Source organism: Streptomyces sp. NPDC086549 (genome assembly GCF_044746205.1).
GTDB lineage: Bacteria > Actinomycetota > Actinomycetes > Streptomycetales > Streptomycetaceae > Streptomyces.
Window position 1 is genome coordinate 1 of sequence record NZ_JBIVBS010000004.1, and the last position, 13400, is coordinate 13400.

10 protein-coding genes and 1 rRNA gene are annotated in these 13400 nt (G+C 69.0%); 3 read left to right on the forward strand and 8 right to left on the reverse strand.

The window, feature by feature from the left end; translation table 11 throughout:
• A 5S ribosomal RNA gene (rrf, locus tag ACIPSA_RS14775) occupies window positions 1-93 on the forward strand; the annotation flags it as partial.
• A gap of 171 nt (window positions 94-264) precedes the next feature.
• A complete protein-coding gene (locus tag ACIPSA_RS14780; protein WP_402633823.1) occupies window positions 265-2763 on the forward strand; it encodes a beta-propeller fold lactonase family protein in 2499 nt (832 codons plus the stop codon).
• Window positions 2764-2773: 10 nt separating this feature from the next.
• Here ACIPSA_RS14780 and ACIPSA_RS14785 read toward each other — a convergent pair whose 3' ends face one another.
• A complete protein-coding gene (locus ACIPSA_RS14785; RefSeq protein ID WP_402633826.1) occupies window positions 2774-3337 on the reverse strand; it encodes a cysteine hydrolase family protein in 564 nt (187 codons plus the stop codon).
• 82 nt (window positions 3338-3419) lie between these two features.
• Here ACIPSA_RS14785 and ACIPSA_RS14790 point away from each other — a divergent pair, with 82 nt between their 5' ends.
• Window positions 3420-3983 carry a GNAT family N-acetyltransferase gene (locus ACIPSA_RS14790; RefSeq protein WP_402633828.1) on the forward strand — a complete coding sequence of 188 codons (564 nt, stop codon included), beginning with the start codon at window positions 3420-3422 and terminating at the stop codon, window positions 3981-3983.
• 12 nt (window positions 3984-3995) lie between these two features.
• Here ACIPSA_RS14790 and ACIPSA_RS14795 read toward each other — a convergent pair whose 3' ends face one another.
• From ACIPSA_RS14795 to ACIPSA_RS14825, 7 genes are all read right to left on the reverse strand, one after another.
• Window positions 3996-5630 (reverse strand): type IV secretory system conjugative DNA transfer family protein, encoded by a 1635-nt coding sequence (locus ACIPSA_RS14795; protein WP_402633831.1) that lies wholly within the window; start codon window positions 5628-5630, stop codon window positions 3996-3998.
• Between the two features lie 11 nt (window positions 5631-5641).
• On the reverse strand, window positions 5642-7054 hold the full coding sequence (locus ACIPSA_RS14800) for an ATP-binding protein (RefSeq protein WP_402633834.1): 1413 nt from the start codon (window positions 7052-7054) through the stop codon (window positions 5642-5644).
• 9 nt (window positions 7055-7063) lie between these two features.
• Complete coding sequence (locus ACIPSA_RS14805; RefSeq protein WP_402633836.1) at window positions 7064-8623, reverse strand: SCO6880 family protein; 1560 nt, start codon at window positions 8621-8623, stop codon at window positions 7064-7066.
• Entirely contained in the window at window positions 8620-9951 is a 1332-nt protein-coding gene (locus ACIPSA_RS14810; protein ID WP_402633838.1) for a hypothetical protein, read from the reverse strand. Before ACIPSA_RS14810 ends, ACIPSA_RS14805 begins: the two co-directional genes overlap by 4 nt.
• Window positions 9941-10756 carry a hypothetical protein gene (locus ACIPSA_RS14815; protein ID WP_402633841.1) on the reverse strand — a complete coding sequence of 272 codons (816 nt, stop codon included), beginning with the start codon at window positions 10754-10756 and terminating at the stop codon, window positions 9941-9943. The genes ACIPSA_RS14810 and ACIPSA_RS14815 overlap by 11 nt, the downstream gene beginning before the upstream one ends.
• A 154-nt stretch (window positions 10757-10910) precedes the next feature.
• Complete coding sequence (locus ACIPSA_RS14820) at window positions 10911-11219, reverse strand: hypothetical protein (RefSeq protein ID WP_014673544.1); 309 nt, start codon at window positions 11217-11219, stop codon at window positions 10911-10913.
• 366 nt (window positions 11220-11585) lie between these two features.
• A complete protein-coding gene (locus ACIPSA_RS14825; protein WP_402633843.1) occupies window positions 11586-12902 on the reverse strand; it encodes a peptidase S8 in 1317 nt (438 codons plus the stop codon).
• Window positions 12903-13400 lie beyond the last annotated feature (498 nt).

The following is a 13400-nucleotide window of genomic DNA, read 5'->3' on the forward strand; positions in this document are numbered from 1 at the left end:
ACGCCCGGTTACATTCCGAACCCGGAAGCTAAGCCTCACAGCGCCGATGGTACTGCAGGGGGGACCCTGTGGGAGAGTAGGACACCGCCGAACAAATTTTGAGAAAGAGCCCCAACTCCGGTTGAAAAACCGAGAGTTGGGGCTTTTTCGCGTTCACGCCACGGTCATGGCCACGCCATCTCGGTTCCACGAGGTTGTCAACGCTCCGTGTCACCGTCGTGACCCATGGTCCTCAGACGCAGAAACAGACGTCGAGTTGTCACTGTGCTGGCAGGTACCGCCGTGCTCGTCACCGGAGCCGCCGTCGCCCTCGCCGCGGCCGGCGGGCAGGGCACCGCAGGACCGAAGGGCGACGGGACCGCCGTGACTCCCGTCGGCTACAAGGTCACTCCGGCCGGGCTCCAGGCCCAGCTGGGCAATCTCCCCCTCAACGCCGTGCTGTCGCCCGACAAGAGCATGCTCCTGGTGAGCAACGCCGGTCAGGGCACCCAGTCCCTGCAAGTGGTCGACCCCGAGGACTCGGAGGTCGTGCAGACCATCTCGTATCCGAGCCCCCAGGCGGTGTTCACGGGGCTCGCCTTCAGCCCCGACGGCAAGCGCGCCTACGCCAGCGGAGGCGGGCGCGAGATCATCCACACCTATGACGTGAACGGCGGGCGGCTGACCGAGACGGCCCCCGTCAAGCTGCCCACGAAGAACCCCGCGGGCCAGGCCGTGAACATGTATCCGGCCGGGATCGCCGTGACCCCGGACGGGAAGCGGCTTGTCATCGCCGACCGGCTGGCGGATGCCGCCACCGTGGTGAATCTCGGGGACGGATCCATGGCCACTGTCGCCGTGGGACACGCGCCGTACGCCGTCGCTCTCGCGGAGGACGGAAAGACCGCCTTCGTCACCAACCAGGGTGGCGACACCGTGAGCGTCCTCGACATCAGCGGGTCGGCTCCCGCGGTCGAGACGGCCATCAAGGTCGGCACCCATCCCAATGCCGTCATCACCGACGAGGGCCGGCACAGGCTCTATGTCGCCGACGGGGACAGCGACCAGGTCAGTGTCGTCGACGTCGCCACGCGGAAGGTGACGCGGACGATCGGGCTCGCGCCGTACAGGCACGCGCCCGTCGGGAGCAATCCCGACGCCCTCGCGGTCTCGGAGGACGGACGGCGGCTGTTCGTCGCCAACTCCGGCAACAACGACATCGCCGTCATCGACCTCCGGAGCGGTAGGACCGCGGGGCTCATCCCCACGGCCTGGTATCCGACCGCCGTCGTCGCGCACGACGACAAGCTGTACGTCACCAACGCCAAGGGGCTCGGGGCCGGGCCGAACAACGGGCCCGGCTATCCGAACCCGACCTCCACCACGCCCACCTCGCCCGACCAGTACTCGGGCTCGATGATGAAGGGCACCCTGTCCACCGTCCCGCTGGACGGAGGGGCCGAGCAGCTGAGGTGGTGGACGCGGACCGTCGTCGCGAACAACGGGTTCGGGGAAGGGAACAGCCCCCGGGCCGTCGGGGCCGTCGTACCGCGGCGGGTCGGGGAGAAGACTCCGATCAAGCACGTCATCTACGTCGTCAAGGAGAACCGGACCTACGACCAGGAGTTCGGTTCGCTGGAGCAGGGCAACGGGGATGCCTCCCTCAACCTCTTCGGCGACGAGTCCGCACCCAACGCCCGCGCGCTGCAGCGGCAGTTCGTGACCCTGGACAACTTCTATGCCGACGCCGAGGTCAGCGCCCAGGGCTGGAACTGGACCGTGGCCGCCAACTCCAACCCGTACAGCGAGCAGGGCTGGCCGGCCAACTACTCCGGCCGCAATCACACCTACCCGTCCGAGAACGGGGACCCGGCGATCGCGCCCAACAAGGACCCCGAGCATGCCTACATCTGGCAGCGGCTCGACGACAAGGGTGTCGCCTTCCGGAACTACGGGTTCTATGTGAGCGCGGACGCGAACGGGAAGGCCGTCGCGGAGGATCCCGTCCTCAACGCCGGTACCGACCACGACTTCGGGCCGTACAACCTCAGCTGCCCCGACTCGGCCGGTACGTTCCCCGCTCGCGCCGCGTCCTGTGGCAGCCCGCGGATCGAGGAGTGGAAGAAGGAGTTCGCCCAGTACGAGGAGAGCGGGCAGCTGCCCGCCTTCGAGATGGTCCGACTGCCCAACGACCACACCTCCGGTACCAAGGCCGGCATGCCGACCCCGAAGGCCTATGTCGCCGACAACGACTGGGCGCTCGGGCTGCTCGTCGACGCCGTGTCGCACTCGAAGTTCTGGAAGTCGACCGCGATCTTCGTGACCGAGGACGACGCCCAGAACGGCCCCGACCATGTGGATGCGCACCGGACAATATCGCAGGTCATCAGCCCGTACACGCGCACCGGACGGGTCGATTCGACCTTCTACAGCACCGCCTCCATGGTGCGGACGATCGAGCTGCTGCTGGGGCTGTCGCCGATGACGCAGTTCGACGCGTACGCCACCCCGATGGTCAACTCCTTCACGGCCAAGCCGGACGCGACCCCGTACGACGCCGTGCGGCCGACGACCGACCTCGCGGCGGTCAACACGGTCGACTCGCCGATGGCCGGTGTCTCGGCGAAGCAGGACCTCACCAAGGAGGACCAGATCGACGAGCGGACCTTCAACGAGGCGATCTGGAAGAGCGTGCGCGGTGCCCGGAGCAGGATGCCCGAGCCCCGGCACGACCTGTACGGTGCCGTCCCCAACGACCAGGCGAAGGAGCTGGACGACGACTGATGGCCAACGGCTAGTCGGTGGCCGTGAAGTCCACGTCCGCGGTCTTCACCGTCCCGCCCCGGCGGCCGGGTGCGTGCTGCCCGCTCCAGTAGAGGTTGGTGTGGGCTATCACCTGCTCCGGGGCGGGAGCGCCGTACTCGGTGAGGTCTTCCGTCGTGTGGGCGTCGGCGACCAGCGTCGCGTCGTACCCGCGGACGAGGGCGGCGTGCAGTGTCGAGCGGACGCAGAAGTCGCTCTGGGCGCCCGTGACCACGAGGCGGCCCACCCCGCGCTCGGCCAGGACGGATTCCAGGTCGGTGTCCTCGAAGGAGTCCCGGTAGGTCTTGTGGACGAGGGGTTCGGTGTCGAGCCGCTTCAGCTCCGGGACGTACTCCCAGCTCTCGCTGCCGGGCACCAGTTCCTCGTCCTGGTGCTGCACCCAGACCACAGGCACGTCCTCCGCGCGGGCCTTGCCGATCAGGGTGTTGATGTTGGCGATGACCTCGTCCCGGTTCGGGGAGCCTGGCCCCACGACCCCGTTCTGTACGTCGATGATGAGCAGTCCGGTGTTCGGGCGATCGGGCAGTGTCGTCATCCGTCCACGGTAGGGGCTGCCACTGACGACGGACCCCGTATATCAGGTGAGAGGTCCGGCGGGTGGCGGCTACGGTGCTCCCATGACGACCCTGACCAGCGGTGACTACGTCATCCGCGCCATACGCCCCGACGAGTGGCCCGCCGTGAAGCAGCTGCGGCTCGACGCGCTGCAGGATCCGGTCGCGCACATCGCGTTCCTGGAGACCTATGAGGACGCCTCGGGCAGGCCGGACTCGTTCTATCGGGAGCGGGCCACCCGGTCGGCCGAAGAATCCGGCGGGGCCCGGCAGTTCATCGCCGAGGCGCCGGACGGGACGTGGGCCGGGACGGCGACCGTGGTGATCGAGGAGGCCGGGACGCAGGACTGGGCCGGGCTCCCGGTCGAGCGGAAGCAGGGGCACCTCGTCGGGGTGTTCGTGAAGCCGGAGCACCGCGGGACGGGGCTGCTCAAGGCGCTGTTCGAGGGCGGCCTGGAGTGGGCGTGGGAGCGGGGTGCCGAGCGGGTGCGGCTGCTGGTGCACGAGGACAACGCGCGGGCCCAGGCCGCCTATCGGAAGGCCGGGTTCGTGCCGAGCGGAGTCACCGTGGTGCTCTCCGGGGATGCGGGGGAGCTGGAGCTGGAGTTCGTCGTCGAGCGCGGCTGAGGCGCGGACCGCCTACACCGGCAGTTCGTGGTGCGGCCAGCGCGCGCGGCCCTGTTCCCGGGAGCGGAGCAGGGCCAGGGCCGGCAGGCCGCGGTCCGCTCCGGCGGTGAGCAGCTCAGGGAGCTGGGGGAGCGGGGCGACGGCCGCGATGTCGTCGAGGACGAGGGCAAGTGGTGGGTCGAGCCGACCGGAGGATGACCGTTCGGCCATGCGCCGGCCGCGCTCGACCACGCTTGAGACAAGTGCCGTCAGCAGGGGCATCGCACCGGGGTTGGTCCTGGGATCCTCGATGGATTCACCCACCACATAAAGCGTGCCCCCTTCGTTGACGAAGGAATCCAAGGCGAGCGCATCATTTCGGTTCGGAGTGCAAGCCTCCCGGATGTTGACCGTGGAGAGTGCGGCCAGTGCGCGGTTCGTCAGCTCCTGTGCCATGTCACGGCGTTCGGGGTGGGAGGTGAGGGCGGACTCCAGCTCGCCGGCGGCTCCGGGGGCGGCCTTGGGGTTGGTGCGCAGGGTCCGTACGGCGTCCTGGATCTGGTTGCCCTGGGACCAGCGGTGGACGTGGCGGATGGTGCGGCTGTCTATGGCGGCGGCGTGCAGATAGCTGCGGAGCAGTGTCTCGGCGGTGTCTGCCAGGGCCTGGTCGGCCTTGGCCGTCGGTCTGACCGGGGCAAGGAGGGTTGCGGCCCGGTGCGCTGCCGTCTGCTTGTCCTCGCAGCCTGCCGTGGGGGACCAGTGGATGCGGGCCGGGGTGTCGCAGAGATGGGTGGGGTCGTACAGAAGGACGGGGCCGAGTTTGGCTCTCGCGTCCTTTGTCTCCGACCAGAGGGCGGGGTTCGACGTGACGACCAGTGCGGGGCCTTCCGCGTCTCGGATGGCCTGGGTCGCGGCCGTCTGGCGGGTGGCGGGCGGGGCGTAGAGGACCGCGCCTTCGACGCGGTTCGTTTCCCATCCGCCCACCTCTTCACCGTGGGCCGAGAAGCCGGGAAGGGCCTCCCGTGGCGCCGTTTCCCGAAGGGCCTGCACCGGCTCGGGCTCCGATTCCCTGCGTGGTTCGGGCACCTCGAAATGCTGTGGCTGAGCTGCACGTGACGGGGCGGCCTGTGGCTGAGCTGCCTGTGACTGACCCGCCTGTGACTGACCCGCCTGTGGCTGAGCTGCCTGTGACTGATCCGCCTGTGACTGAGGCGCCGCGCCCGCCGCCCGCGCACGCCCCTTCGCCGCCCTCTTCGCCGCCCTCTTCGCCGCCCTCTTCGCCCTCTTCTCGATGCTCCGCCGGACCTTCCCCGCCCTCCACCGCGCCAGCGTCCCCATCACGAACACGGTGAACACGAACAGCACCATCAGCTGCCCGATGAAGAGTCCCCAGAACAGCCCGTACCCGGAGAGCTGTCCCGCGGGCGTCCCGGGCCAGGCGCCCGTGAGGTCGTGCGGTTCGCCGATGAGGTGCCGCATGGCCAGGGGCGTGCGGGTGAAGGTGACCCCGGACGGCCACGCGCCGCGCGCGAACCAGCCGGCCAGTCCCGTCGCCGTCCACACCAGCAGGGTCATGCCGAGGAGGAACGCGAGCAGGCCGATCAGCAGCCCGTCGGGAATACCGCCCTGGTTCTCCCGCCGGGAGTCTCGGTGGTCGTCGGGTCTCACGGGGTTCCTCCCTACGCCACCGTCGATTCGGAGTCGCCGAGGTGCTGTTCCATGAAGGCCGCCGCTCGCTCCTCCGCCTCCAGCTCGGCCGCGCGCAACGCGTCGTCGGCTTCCAGGTCCCTGGACGACTCGGTCATCGCGCGGTCGGTGAAGACGAGGGGGCGTTCCGTCTCCGTCACCAGGTGCTTGACCACCTGGACGTTGCCGTTGACGTCCCACACCGCGATGCCCGGGGTGAGGGTCGGGATGATCTCCACCGCCCACCTGGGCAGGCCGAGCACCCGGCCCGTCGCCCGCGCCTCGTCCGCCTTCTGGGCGTAGATGGTCCGCGTGGAGGCCATCTTCAGGATCGCGGCCGCCTCCTTCGCCGCCGCCCCGTCCACGACGTCCGACAGGTGGTGGACCACCGCCACGAACGACAGACCCAGCCGGCGCCCGAACTTCAGCAGACGCTGGAACAGCTGCGCCACGAAGGGGCTGTTGATGATGTGCCAGGCCTCCTCCACCAGGAAGATGCGCTTCTTGCGGTCGGGGCGGATCCAGGTGTGCTCCAGCCACACTCCGACGATCGCCATCAGGATCGGCATGGCGATGGAGTTCCGGTCGATGTGGGACAGGTCGAAGACGATCAGCGGGGCGTCGAGTTCGATGCCGACCGTGGTCGGGCCGTCGAACATGCCGCGCAGGTCACCGTCGACCAGGCGGTCGAGGACCAGTGCCACGTCCAGGCCCCAGGCGCGCACATCGTCTATGGCGACGTTCATCGCTTCGGCGGACTCCGGCTCGGGGTGCCGGAGCTGCTCGACGATGTCGGTCAGCACCGGCTGGCGCTCGACGATCGTCTCGTTGACGTACGCGTGCGCCACCTTCAGCGCAAAGCCGGACCGCTCGTCGAGGCCGCGCCCCATCGCGACCTCGATGATCGTGCGCAGCAGTGCCAGCTGGCCGGTCGTGGTGATCGAGGGGTCGAGCGGGTTGAGCCGGATGCCGTGGTCCAGGGCCGCCGTCGGGTCCAGCCGGATGGGAGTTATCCCCAGCTCCTCCGCGATGAGGTTCCATTCGCCGACCCCGTCCTCGCCCTGCGCGTCCAGGACCACGACCTGGCGGTCCCTGAAGCGCAGCTGACGCAGGACGTACGTCTTCTCCAGGGCCGACTTGCCGTTGCCGGACTCGCCGAGGACCAGCCAGTGCGGTGCCGGGAGCTGCTGGCCGTACAGCTGGAAGGGGTCGTAGATGTAGCCCTTCCCGGAGTACACCTCGCGGCCGATGATGACGCCGGAGTCGCCGAGGCCGGGCGCGGCCGTCGGCAGGTAGACCGCCTGGGCCTGGCCCGTGGAGGTGCGCACCGGCAGCCGGGTCGTCTCGACCTTCCCGAAGAGGAAGGACGTGAAGGCGTCGGTGAGGACGGACAGGGGATCCCGCATGTATGGCCCCTACCTTCGAATGCCGGTGGCGAACGGGAGTGTGTTCACGAAGGCCCGGTGGTGCTCGCGGTCGCACCACTCCAGCTTCAGATACGACTTTCCGGCCGAGGCCCTTATGGTCCGCTTGTCGCGGTTGAGTGCCTCCGGGGAGCGGGAGGAAACGGTGATGTAGCCGACGAGGTTGACCCCGGCCGCGCCGCTGGCCAGGTCCTCGCCGCGCTGGTCGAGACGGTTGTGGGCGGCGATGTCGCGCGGGTCGACGGTGCGGTTCATCTTGGCGGCGCGGCTCGCCTCGGCCTCGTCGTTCGTCTTCTCGGTCAGCATGCGCTCGATGGCGATCTCGGTGGGTTCGAGGTCCATCGTGACGGCGACCGTGCGGATGACGTCCGGGGTGTGGACGAGGAGGGGCGCGAGGAAGTTGACGCCGACCGGCGTCATCGGCCACTCCTTCACCCAGGCGGTGGCGTGGCACCAGGGCGCGCGGGTGGTGGACTCCCGGGTCTTGGCCTGGAGATAGGTGGGCTCCATGGCGTCGAGCTCGGCCGGCCAGGCATTGCGTTTCGTCATCGCCTGGATGTGGTCGATCGGGTGGTCCGGGTCGTACATGGAGTGCACGAGGGAGGCGAGCCGCCCCTGGCCGAGCGGCTGGCGCACCCGGATGTCCGCCTCCTGGAGCCGCGAGCAGATGTCGGTCAGCTCGCGCGCCATGACGATCGCGAGCCCGGCGTCCCGGTCCAGCTTCCGGCCGGCCTGCGGGCGTGCCGCCCGGGCCATGGCGTGCGCCTCGGCGGCCAGTTCGCGCGTGTAGTGCATGCAGGCGACGAGGTAGGCGCGGTGCTGCTCGCTGCTGGTGGACACCATGGACTGGAGCTGGTCGTACGACCGTGACAGCCAGTCCGGCGCCTTCTCGTCCCCGCGCAGCGCGACGTCCTTGGCGTGGGCGTCCGGGTCGGCGGGGAGGGTGCGGGCGAGCATCTGGATCCGGGTGACGAAGCCGTCGCCGTTGGCCACATGCTTGAGCAGCGTGCCGAAGCGGTCGACCAGGGCCTCCTGGTCCTCCGAGTCGCGCAGGCCGACGCCGGGGCCCTCGATCTCGATGGCGGCGGTGACGGTCTTGCGGTCGGCGTGCAGGAGTACGGCGATCTCGTCGGGCCCGAAGGGCGCGGCGAGCCAGCTGATCCGCCCGATGCCGGGAGGCGGCCCGATCTCCACTTCCCGCCCGTCGAGCCGCGTGCCCGCCTCCATGACGCTGCTCCGGTACACAGTCCCCTGGCGCAGGGTCCGCTTGTAGCTGCGATTGATCTCGAACCACTTGTAGAAGGTCCGGCGCTTGTACGGAACGTACACCGCCATCAGCGCAAGCAGCGGGAAGCCCGTCAGCAGCACGATGCGCAGGGAGAGGACGGGGACCAGGAGCCCGCACATCATGCCGAGGAACGCGCCCGCGATGATCAGCGCGATCTCGCCGGACTCACGGTTCCGTCCGACGATCGCGTTCGGCCGGGCGCGGCCGATGAGATACGTACGGCGGGGCGTGACCGGATGGGACAAGTGGGACTCGGTCGTCAACGCCCTTCACCTCCCGAGCGGTTGCTGCCGTTGCGTGTGTTGCTGGCGTGCGGGGTGTTCGCCGGGCTGGACGCGCGCGGCGCGGGTGCGGGGGAGGGGACGGATCCGCCGCCTCCGCCCGAGGTGCGCGAGCCGTGTGTGGCGACTCCGCTCTGGGCCGGGTTGGCCGGGCGGGGGGTGCTGGAGCCGGACTGGCCGCCGCCCCCGTTGTTGTCGGCGCGGGCGCTGTGCGTCTTGATGCCCTGCGCGACCAGGGTCGCCGGGGAGCTGATGACCGCGGCGGCCTTGCTCTCGGCGCCCTGCATGATGCGGTTGTTGCGGCCGTTCGCGATCTCGTCCCCGAAGCCCGGGACGAAGCGGTAGATCATCGCGCTGGCGAAGATGGCGAGCAGGATGATGGCGAGGCCGGAGACGACGGCGGAGAAGGCGTTGGGCCCCTTGTCGCTGGAGAGCGCCCCGGCGAGCCCGAGCACTATGACGATCACCGGCTTGACCAGGATGACGGCGATCATGATGCCGGCCCAGCGGCGGACGTGGCCCCACAGGTTCTTGTCGACGAGGCCCGCGTAGACGACGGTGCCGAGGAGGGCGCCGACGTAGAGCAGGGCGGCGCGGATGACGAGCTCCAGCCACAGGATGCCGGCGGCGAGGATGCTGACCAGGGACGCGACGATCAGCATGATCGGCCCGCCGCCGATGTCGTTCCCCTTGTTCAGGGCGCCGGAGAAGGTGCCGAAGAACGTGTCCGTCTGGTCGCCGGTCGTCTTCGCGAGGACGTCCGTGACGCCGTCGGTCGCCGAGACGACGGTGTAGAGGATCAGCGGGGTGAACGCCGACGCCAGCACCGTCAGCCACAGGAAGCCGATGGCCTCGGAGATAGCGGTGGTGAGGGGTACGCCCCGCACCGCCCGCTTGGCCACGGCCAGCAGCCACAGGACCAGGGTCAGGATCGCGGACGCCGCGAAGACGACCGCGTACTGCTGGAGGAACTTGGCGTTCGTGAAGTCGACGTTCGCCGTCTCCTTGACCGCGTCACTGAGCTTGTCGATGGTCCAGGAGGCGGCATCGGCACAGCCCTTGGCGAGGGAGGAGAGGGGGTCGAGGGTGGCGGAGGGGTCGGTGGTGGTGCCGGTGATGCCTTTGCGGCCGTTGCCTCGTTCGCAGTACGCCTTGGCGGGACCGCGGATGAGGTCGCAGGCGTTGTTGCTCTTCGAAGGCGATGGGCTGGGCGTGGGCGCGGCGACGGCGTGGGTGGCCAGCAGCACCGCGGTGGCCTGTACGGCACTGAAGACGGCCGTGACTTTGAGGACGCGGTGGTTAGCGCGCATACGTGAACCCTCCGTACTCCTCGACGGCCTTCGCCATGTCGTCAGCGGTGGAGGCCTTCTGGTCGCGGCCGACCGGGACGGGGCCGTCCTTCTGCTGGAAGTCGGTGACTTTCCAGTCGTTGTCGACCCACTTCATCTCGTACGTGGTGGTGTACCAGCTCTCGGACACCGGGTTGGTCGAGGCTTCGCCGGACAGGCCGAAGAGTGAGGTGTACCAGACCTCGACGGTGGCGTTGCCCGTGTTTGACGAGGTCACCTTGGTGCCCACCGGGATGACGCGGGAGACAAAGGTCTGGCCGCTGGGCGCGCTACCGTCCTTGCTGAGGCCGATGTTGGTCAGGAACTTCTCGCTGGAGTAGGCGTTGTCCAGGTCTGTCTGTCTGGCGGATGCCACATCGGAGGCATAGACGGTGTTGACGATTTGGTGCCGCCGGGCTGTGTCGAACATGTCGGCCGAACCCAACGCCACGGAGTAATTGGCGGCCGCACTCTGCGCCCCCTGCGCACTGTGCGCAAACCCCGTAGGGATCCCCCCGGCCTTGGACTCCACCGGCCTCTCCCCGCTTGCCGCGGTCGACGAAGTCACCGGCTTGTCGCCGTTGACGTCCTTCGACGAGGACGAGTCGTCGTCGCCACGGTTCGCGAACGCGATCGCGGCGATGAGGAGTACCACCACGCCGACGACCGTGACCAGGCTTCTGGAGGAGGACCGGCCGCCCCGGCGAGCGCCGCCGTAGGGGTCTCCCTCGGGCAGCCGGGTCCGGGTCTCGCCGCCGCCGTAGTCGTGCTCGTCTCCGATGCTCATGCCGCGTAACCCCCCTCGTACCGGACCGCGTAGAAATACGACGGTAGCCGTGCTGGTTCCCGCGCGGGCGCGGTGTGGTGACTCGACATCAGGGAAACGCAACCTCAGCGGGGAAAAGGGAAGGTCCAGGCCGGGCGGCGTGCCCGGAGCGCGGCTAGACGGCCATGCCGTACACGATGGTGAACAGCGTGCCCAGTGAGCCGATGATGAAGACTCCTGTCAGCCCGGCGATGATGAGACCCTTGCCCTGTTCGGCGCTGAAGGTGTCCCGGAGGGCCGTCGCGCCGATGCGCTGTTTGGCCGCACCCCAGACCGCGATGCCGAGGCAGAGCAGGATGGCCACGGCCATCACCACCTCGATCATCACCTTCGCTTCGTTGCCCAGGCTGCCGAAGGGGCCCCAGTCGGGCGCGATCCCGCCGATGATGGTGTTGATGTCTCCCTTGTCGGCCGCAAAGAGCATGTAAGTCACCGCCCCTGGTGGGTAGTTCCGCAGTCCCCTGCGGCGTGCAGAGGTCAGGCCTCATTCTCGCCGACAATGGCGCCGGCGTATGTCGACTTGACGTCATTGCTTGGCGGGTTTCGTATGAATCGAGCGTATGGTCACTCTGTGTATCACGGCAGGTCACGCCGGGCAATGAGGCCTGGGCGGAACCTGTCGTGTGGTTCCGTCGTTGACCTTCCTTATGACCTGGCACGGTTTCTGACGGCTGGTCGGGTGAGGCGTCGAGACGATGTTCTCACGGTGCCCATGAACCCGATGAACCCGATGAACTCATGACGAACGGGCCCCGGCTCTCGCCGGGGCCCGTTCCGCTCGCTGTTGGGATCAGCCGGTGAAGGCCGAGACCCCCTCGGGGGTGCCCCAGCCGGTCGGGCCGTCGTAGCCCGACTGGGCGGTGCAGAGGTAGGTGGTCGAGCAGGAGCCGTTGTTGCCGCTGGTCACGTCGTTGAGGGCGGAGGTGCCGGCCTTGGCGTAGGGGAAGGACGCCGGGTAGCTGCTGCTGGACGGGGTGCCGGCGAGGGCGTAGACGCCCGCGATGATGGGGGAGGAGGCACTGGTGCCGCCGAAGGTGTACCAGCCCGCGGTGATGCCGTAGGAGTCGTAGACGGAGACGCCGGTCGCCGGGTCCGCCACCGCCGAGACGTCCGAGATCGTGCGCTTCGAGCAGCCGGTGTCGGTCTGCCAGGTCGGCTTGGTGTCGTAGGAGGAGCAGCCGGAGCCGGTGCCCTCGGAGCTGCTGGTCTTCCAGACCGTCTCGGTCCAGCCGCGGGTGGTGGAGGTGGCCTTGGAGAGGGCCGTGCCGCCGACCGAGGTCACGTACTTGGAGGCGGCCGGGTATTCGGCGCCGTAGCCGCTGTCGCCGGCGCTGACGGTGATGGCGACGCCCGGGTGGTTGAAGTACGAGGAGTCGTACGACGTGTCCGACGACGACTCGGAGCCGCCGTAGCTGTTGGAGACGTACTTCGCGCCCAGGGTGACCGCGCGGTTCACCGCGGTGCCGAGGTTGGCCATCGTGGCGGAAGTGGCTTCCACCAGGAGGATGTTGCACTTCGGGCAGATGGCGCTGGCCATGTCGAGGTCGAGGGAGATCTCCTCGGCCCAGCCGGTGTTGGCGGACGGGAGGGAGGTCGTCGAACCCGTCTGGCTGACCTTCTTGAAGCAGCCGTTCGCCGTGGTGCAGGCGGAGAGACCGTAGTAGGAGCGGTACGTGGCGAGGTCGGCCTCGGCGTTCGGGTCGTCGTACGCGTCGACGATCGCGATGGTCTCGCCGGAGCCGTTGGAGGCGGCGGCGGAGGTCAGGCCGTAGGCGGACTGGAGGTCGGTCGGGCCGTAGCCGGAGGGAGTGGCGGCGTCGGCGGACTTGGGGGTGACGCCGTCCGCCTCGGCCCGCGCCTTCTGGAACGCGGTGACGCCGCCGGTGACGCGCAGGGCCTTGCAGGCCATCTGGCCCTTGGCGGGAGTGGAACAGGCGTTGGTCCAGGTGACCTTGGCCTTGGAGGAGACCGTCGAGGCGCTCGCGGCGTTCGCGTGGGTCGCGGTGCCGAAGCCGGCCAGGACGAGTGCGGCGGTGGCGGCGACGGCGGAGCCGACGCGACGCCAGCTGCCTTGTGTGGGGGGTCTTCCGGGGAGGGTCGTACGCATCGTGCAGCCTCCTGATGCTCCGGGGTGGGGGTGGAACAGGGGCGGTGCGTGCGGGTGGTCCGCGAAGACAATGACTTGTTGAGTACGCGACAACAAGAGGCCACTGGAATCCTGACTTCCGCCTTACCCGCCGATGGCGGGCCGTTGGACAGCGGGTGACGGCCGCTTGACTCAACTCACAGGAGATTCAAGGGAGTTACGCAGAAAAGGGAGCTGCGCGGAAACGGGGGGCCGTGCGGGAACGGGGAGTCGCGCGGAAGCGGGGAGCAGCCCGGCAAGGAGAACGGGCCGCGGCCGGATGCCGTGGCCCGTTCTCCCTCCGTGCCGCCGAGGGGACCCCACGTCCCCCTCGCTGCGGCGGCTCCCCGTGACCCGACGGGGAAGGTGGACTTGGTGGCGGTGTGGCAGCCCGCGACGACCATCGCTTGCTGAGTACGCGACAACAAGACGGGTGGAGGAATTCTGACTCCCGCGTTACCGAAACGGCTGCCGGGCTTA

Excerpts from the sequence above, each read along its gene's own strand:
- ACIPSA_RS14785 (WP_402633826.1), bottom strand. The coding sequence starts at position 3,337 with ATGACGACACTGCCCGATCGCCCGAACACCGGACTGCTCATCATCGAC.
- ACIPSA_RS14790 (WP_402633828.1), top strand. The coding sequence starts at position 3,420 with ATGACGACCCTGACCAGCGGTGACTACGTCATCCGCGCCATACGCCCC.
- ACIPSA_RS14800 (WP_402633834.1), bottom strand. The coding sequence starts at position 7,054 with ATGCGGGATCCCCTGTCCGTCCTCACCGACGCCTTCACGTCCTTCCTC.
- ACIPSA_RS14810 (WP_402633838.1), bottom strand. The coding sequence starts at position 9,951 with ATGCGCGCTAACCACCGCGTCCTCAAAGTCACGGCCGTCTTCAGTGCC.
- ACIPSA_RS14815 (WP_402633841.1), bottom strand. The coding sequence starts at position 10,756 with ATGAGCATCGGAGACGAGCACGACTACGGCGGCGGCGAGACCCGGACC.
- ACIPSA_RS14820 (WP_014673544.1), bottom strand. The coding sequence starts at position 11,219 with ATGCTCTTTGCGGCCGACAAGGGAGACATCAACACCATCATCGGCGGG.
- ACIPSA_RS14825 (WP_402633843.1), bottom strand. The coding sequence starts at position 12,902 with ATGCGTACGACCCTCCCCGGAAGACCCCCCACACAAGGCAGCTGGCGT.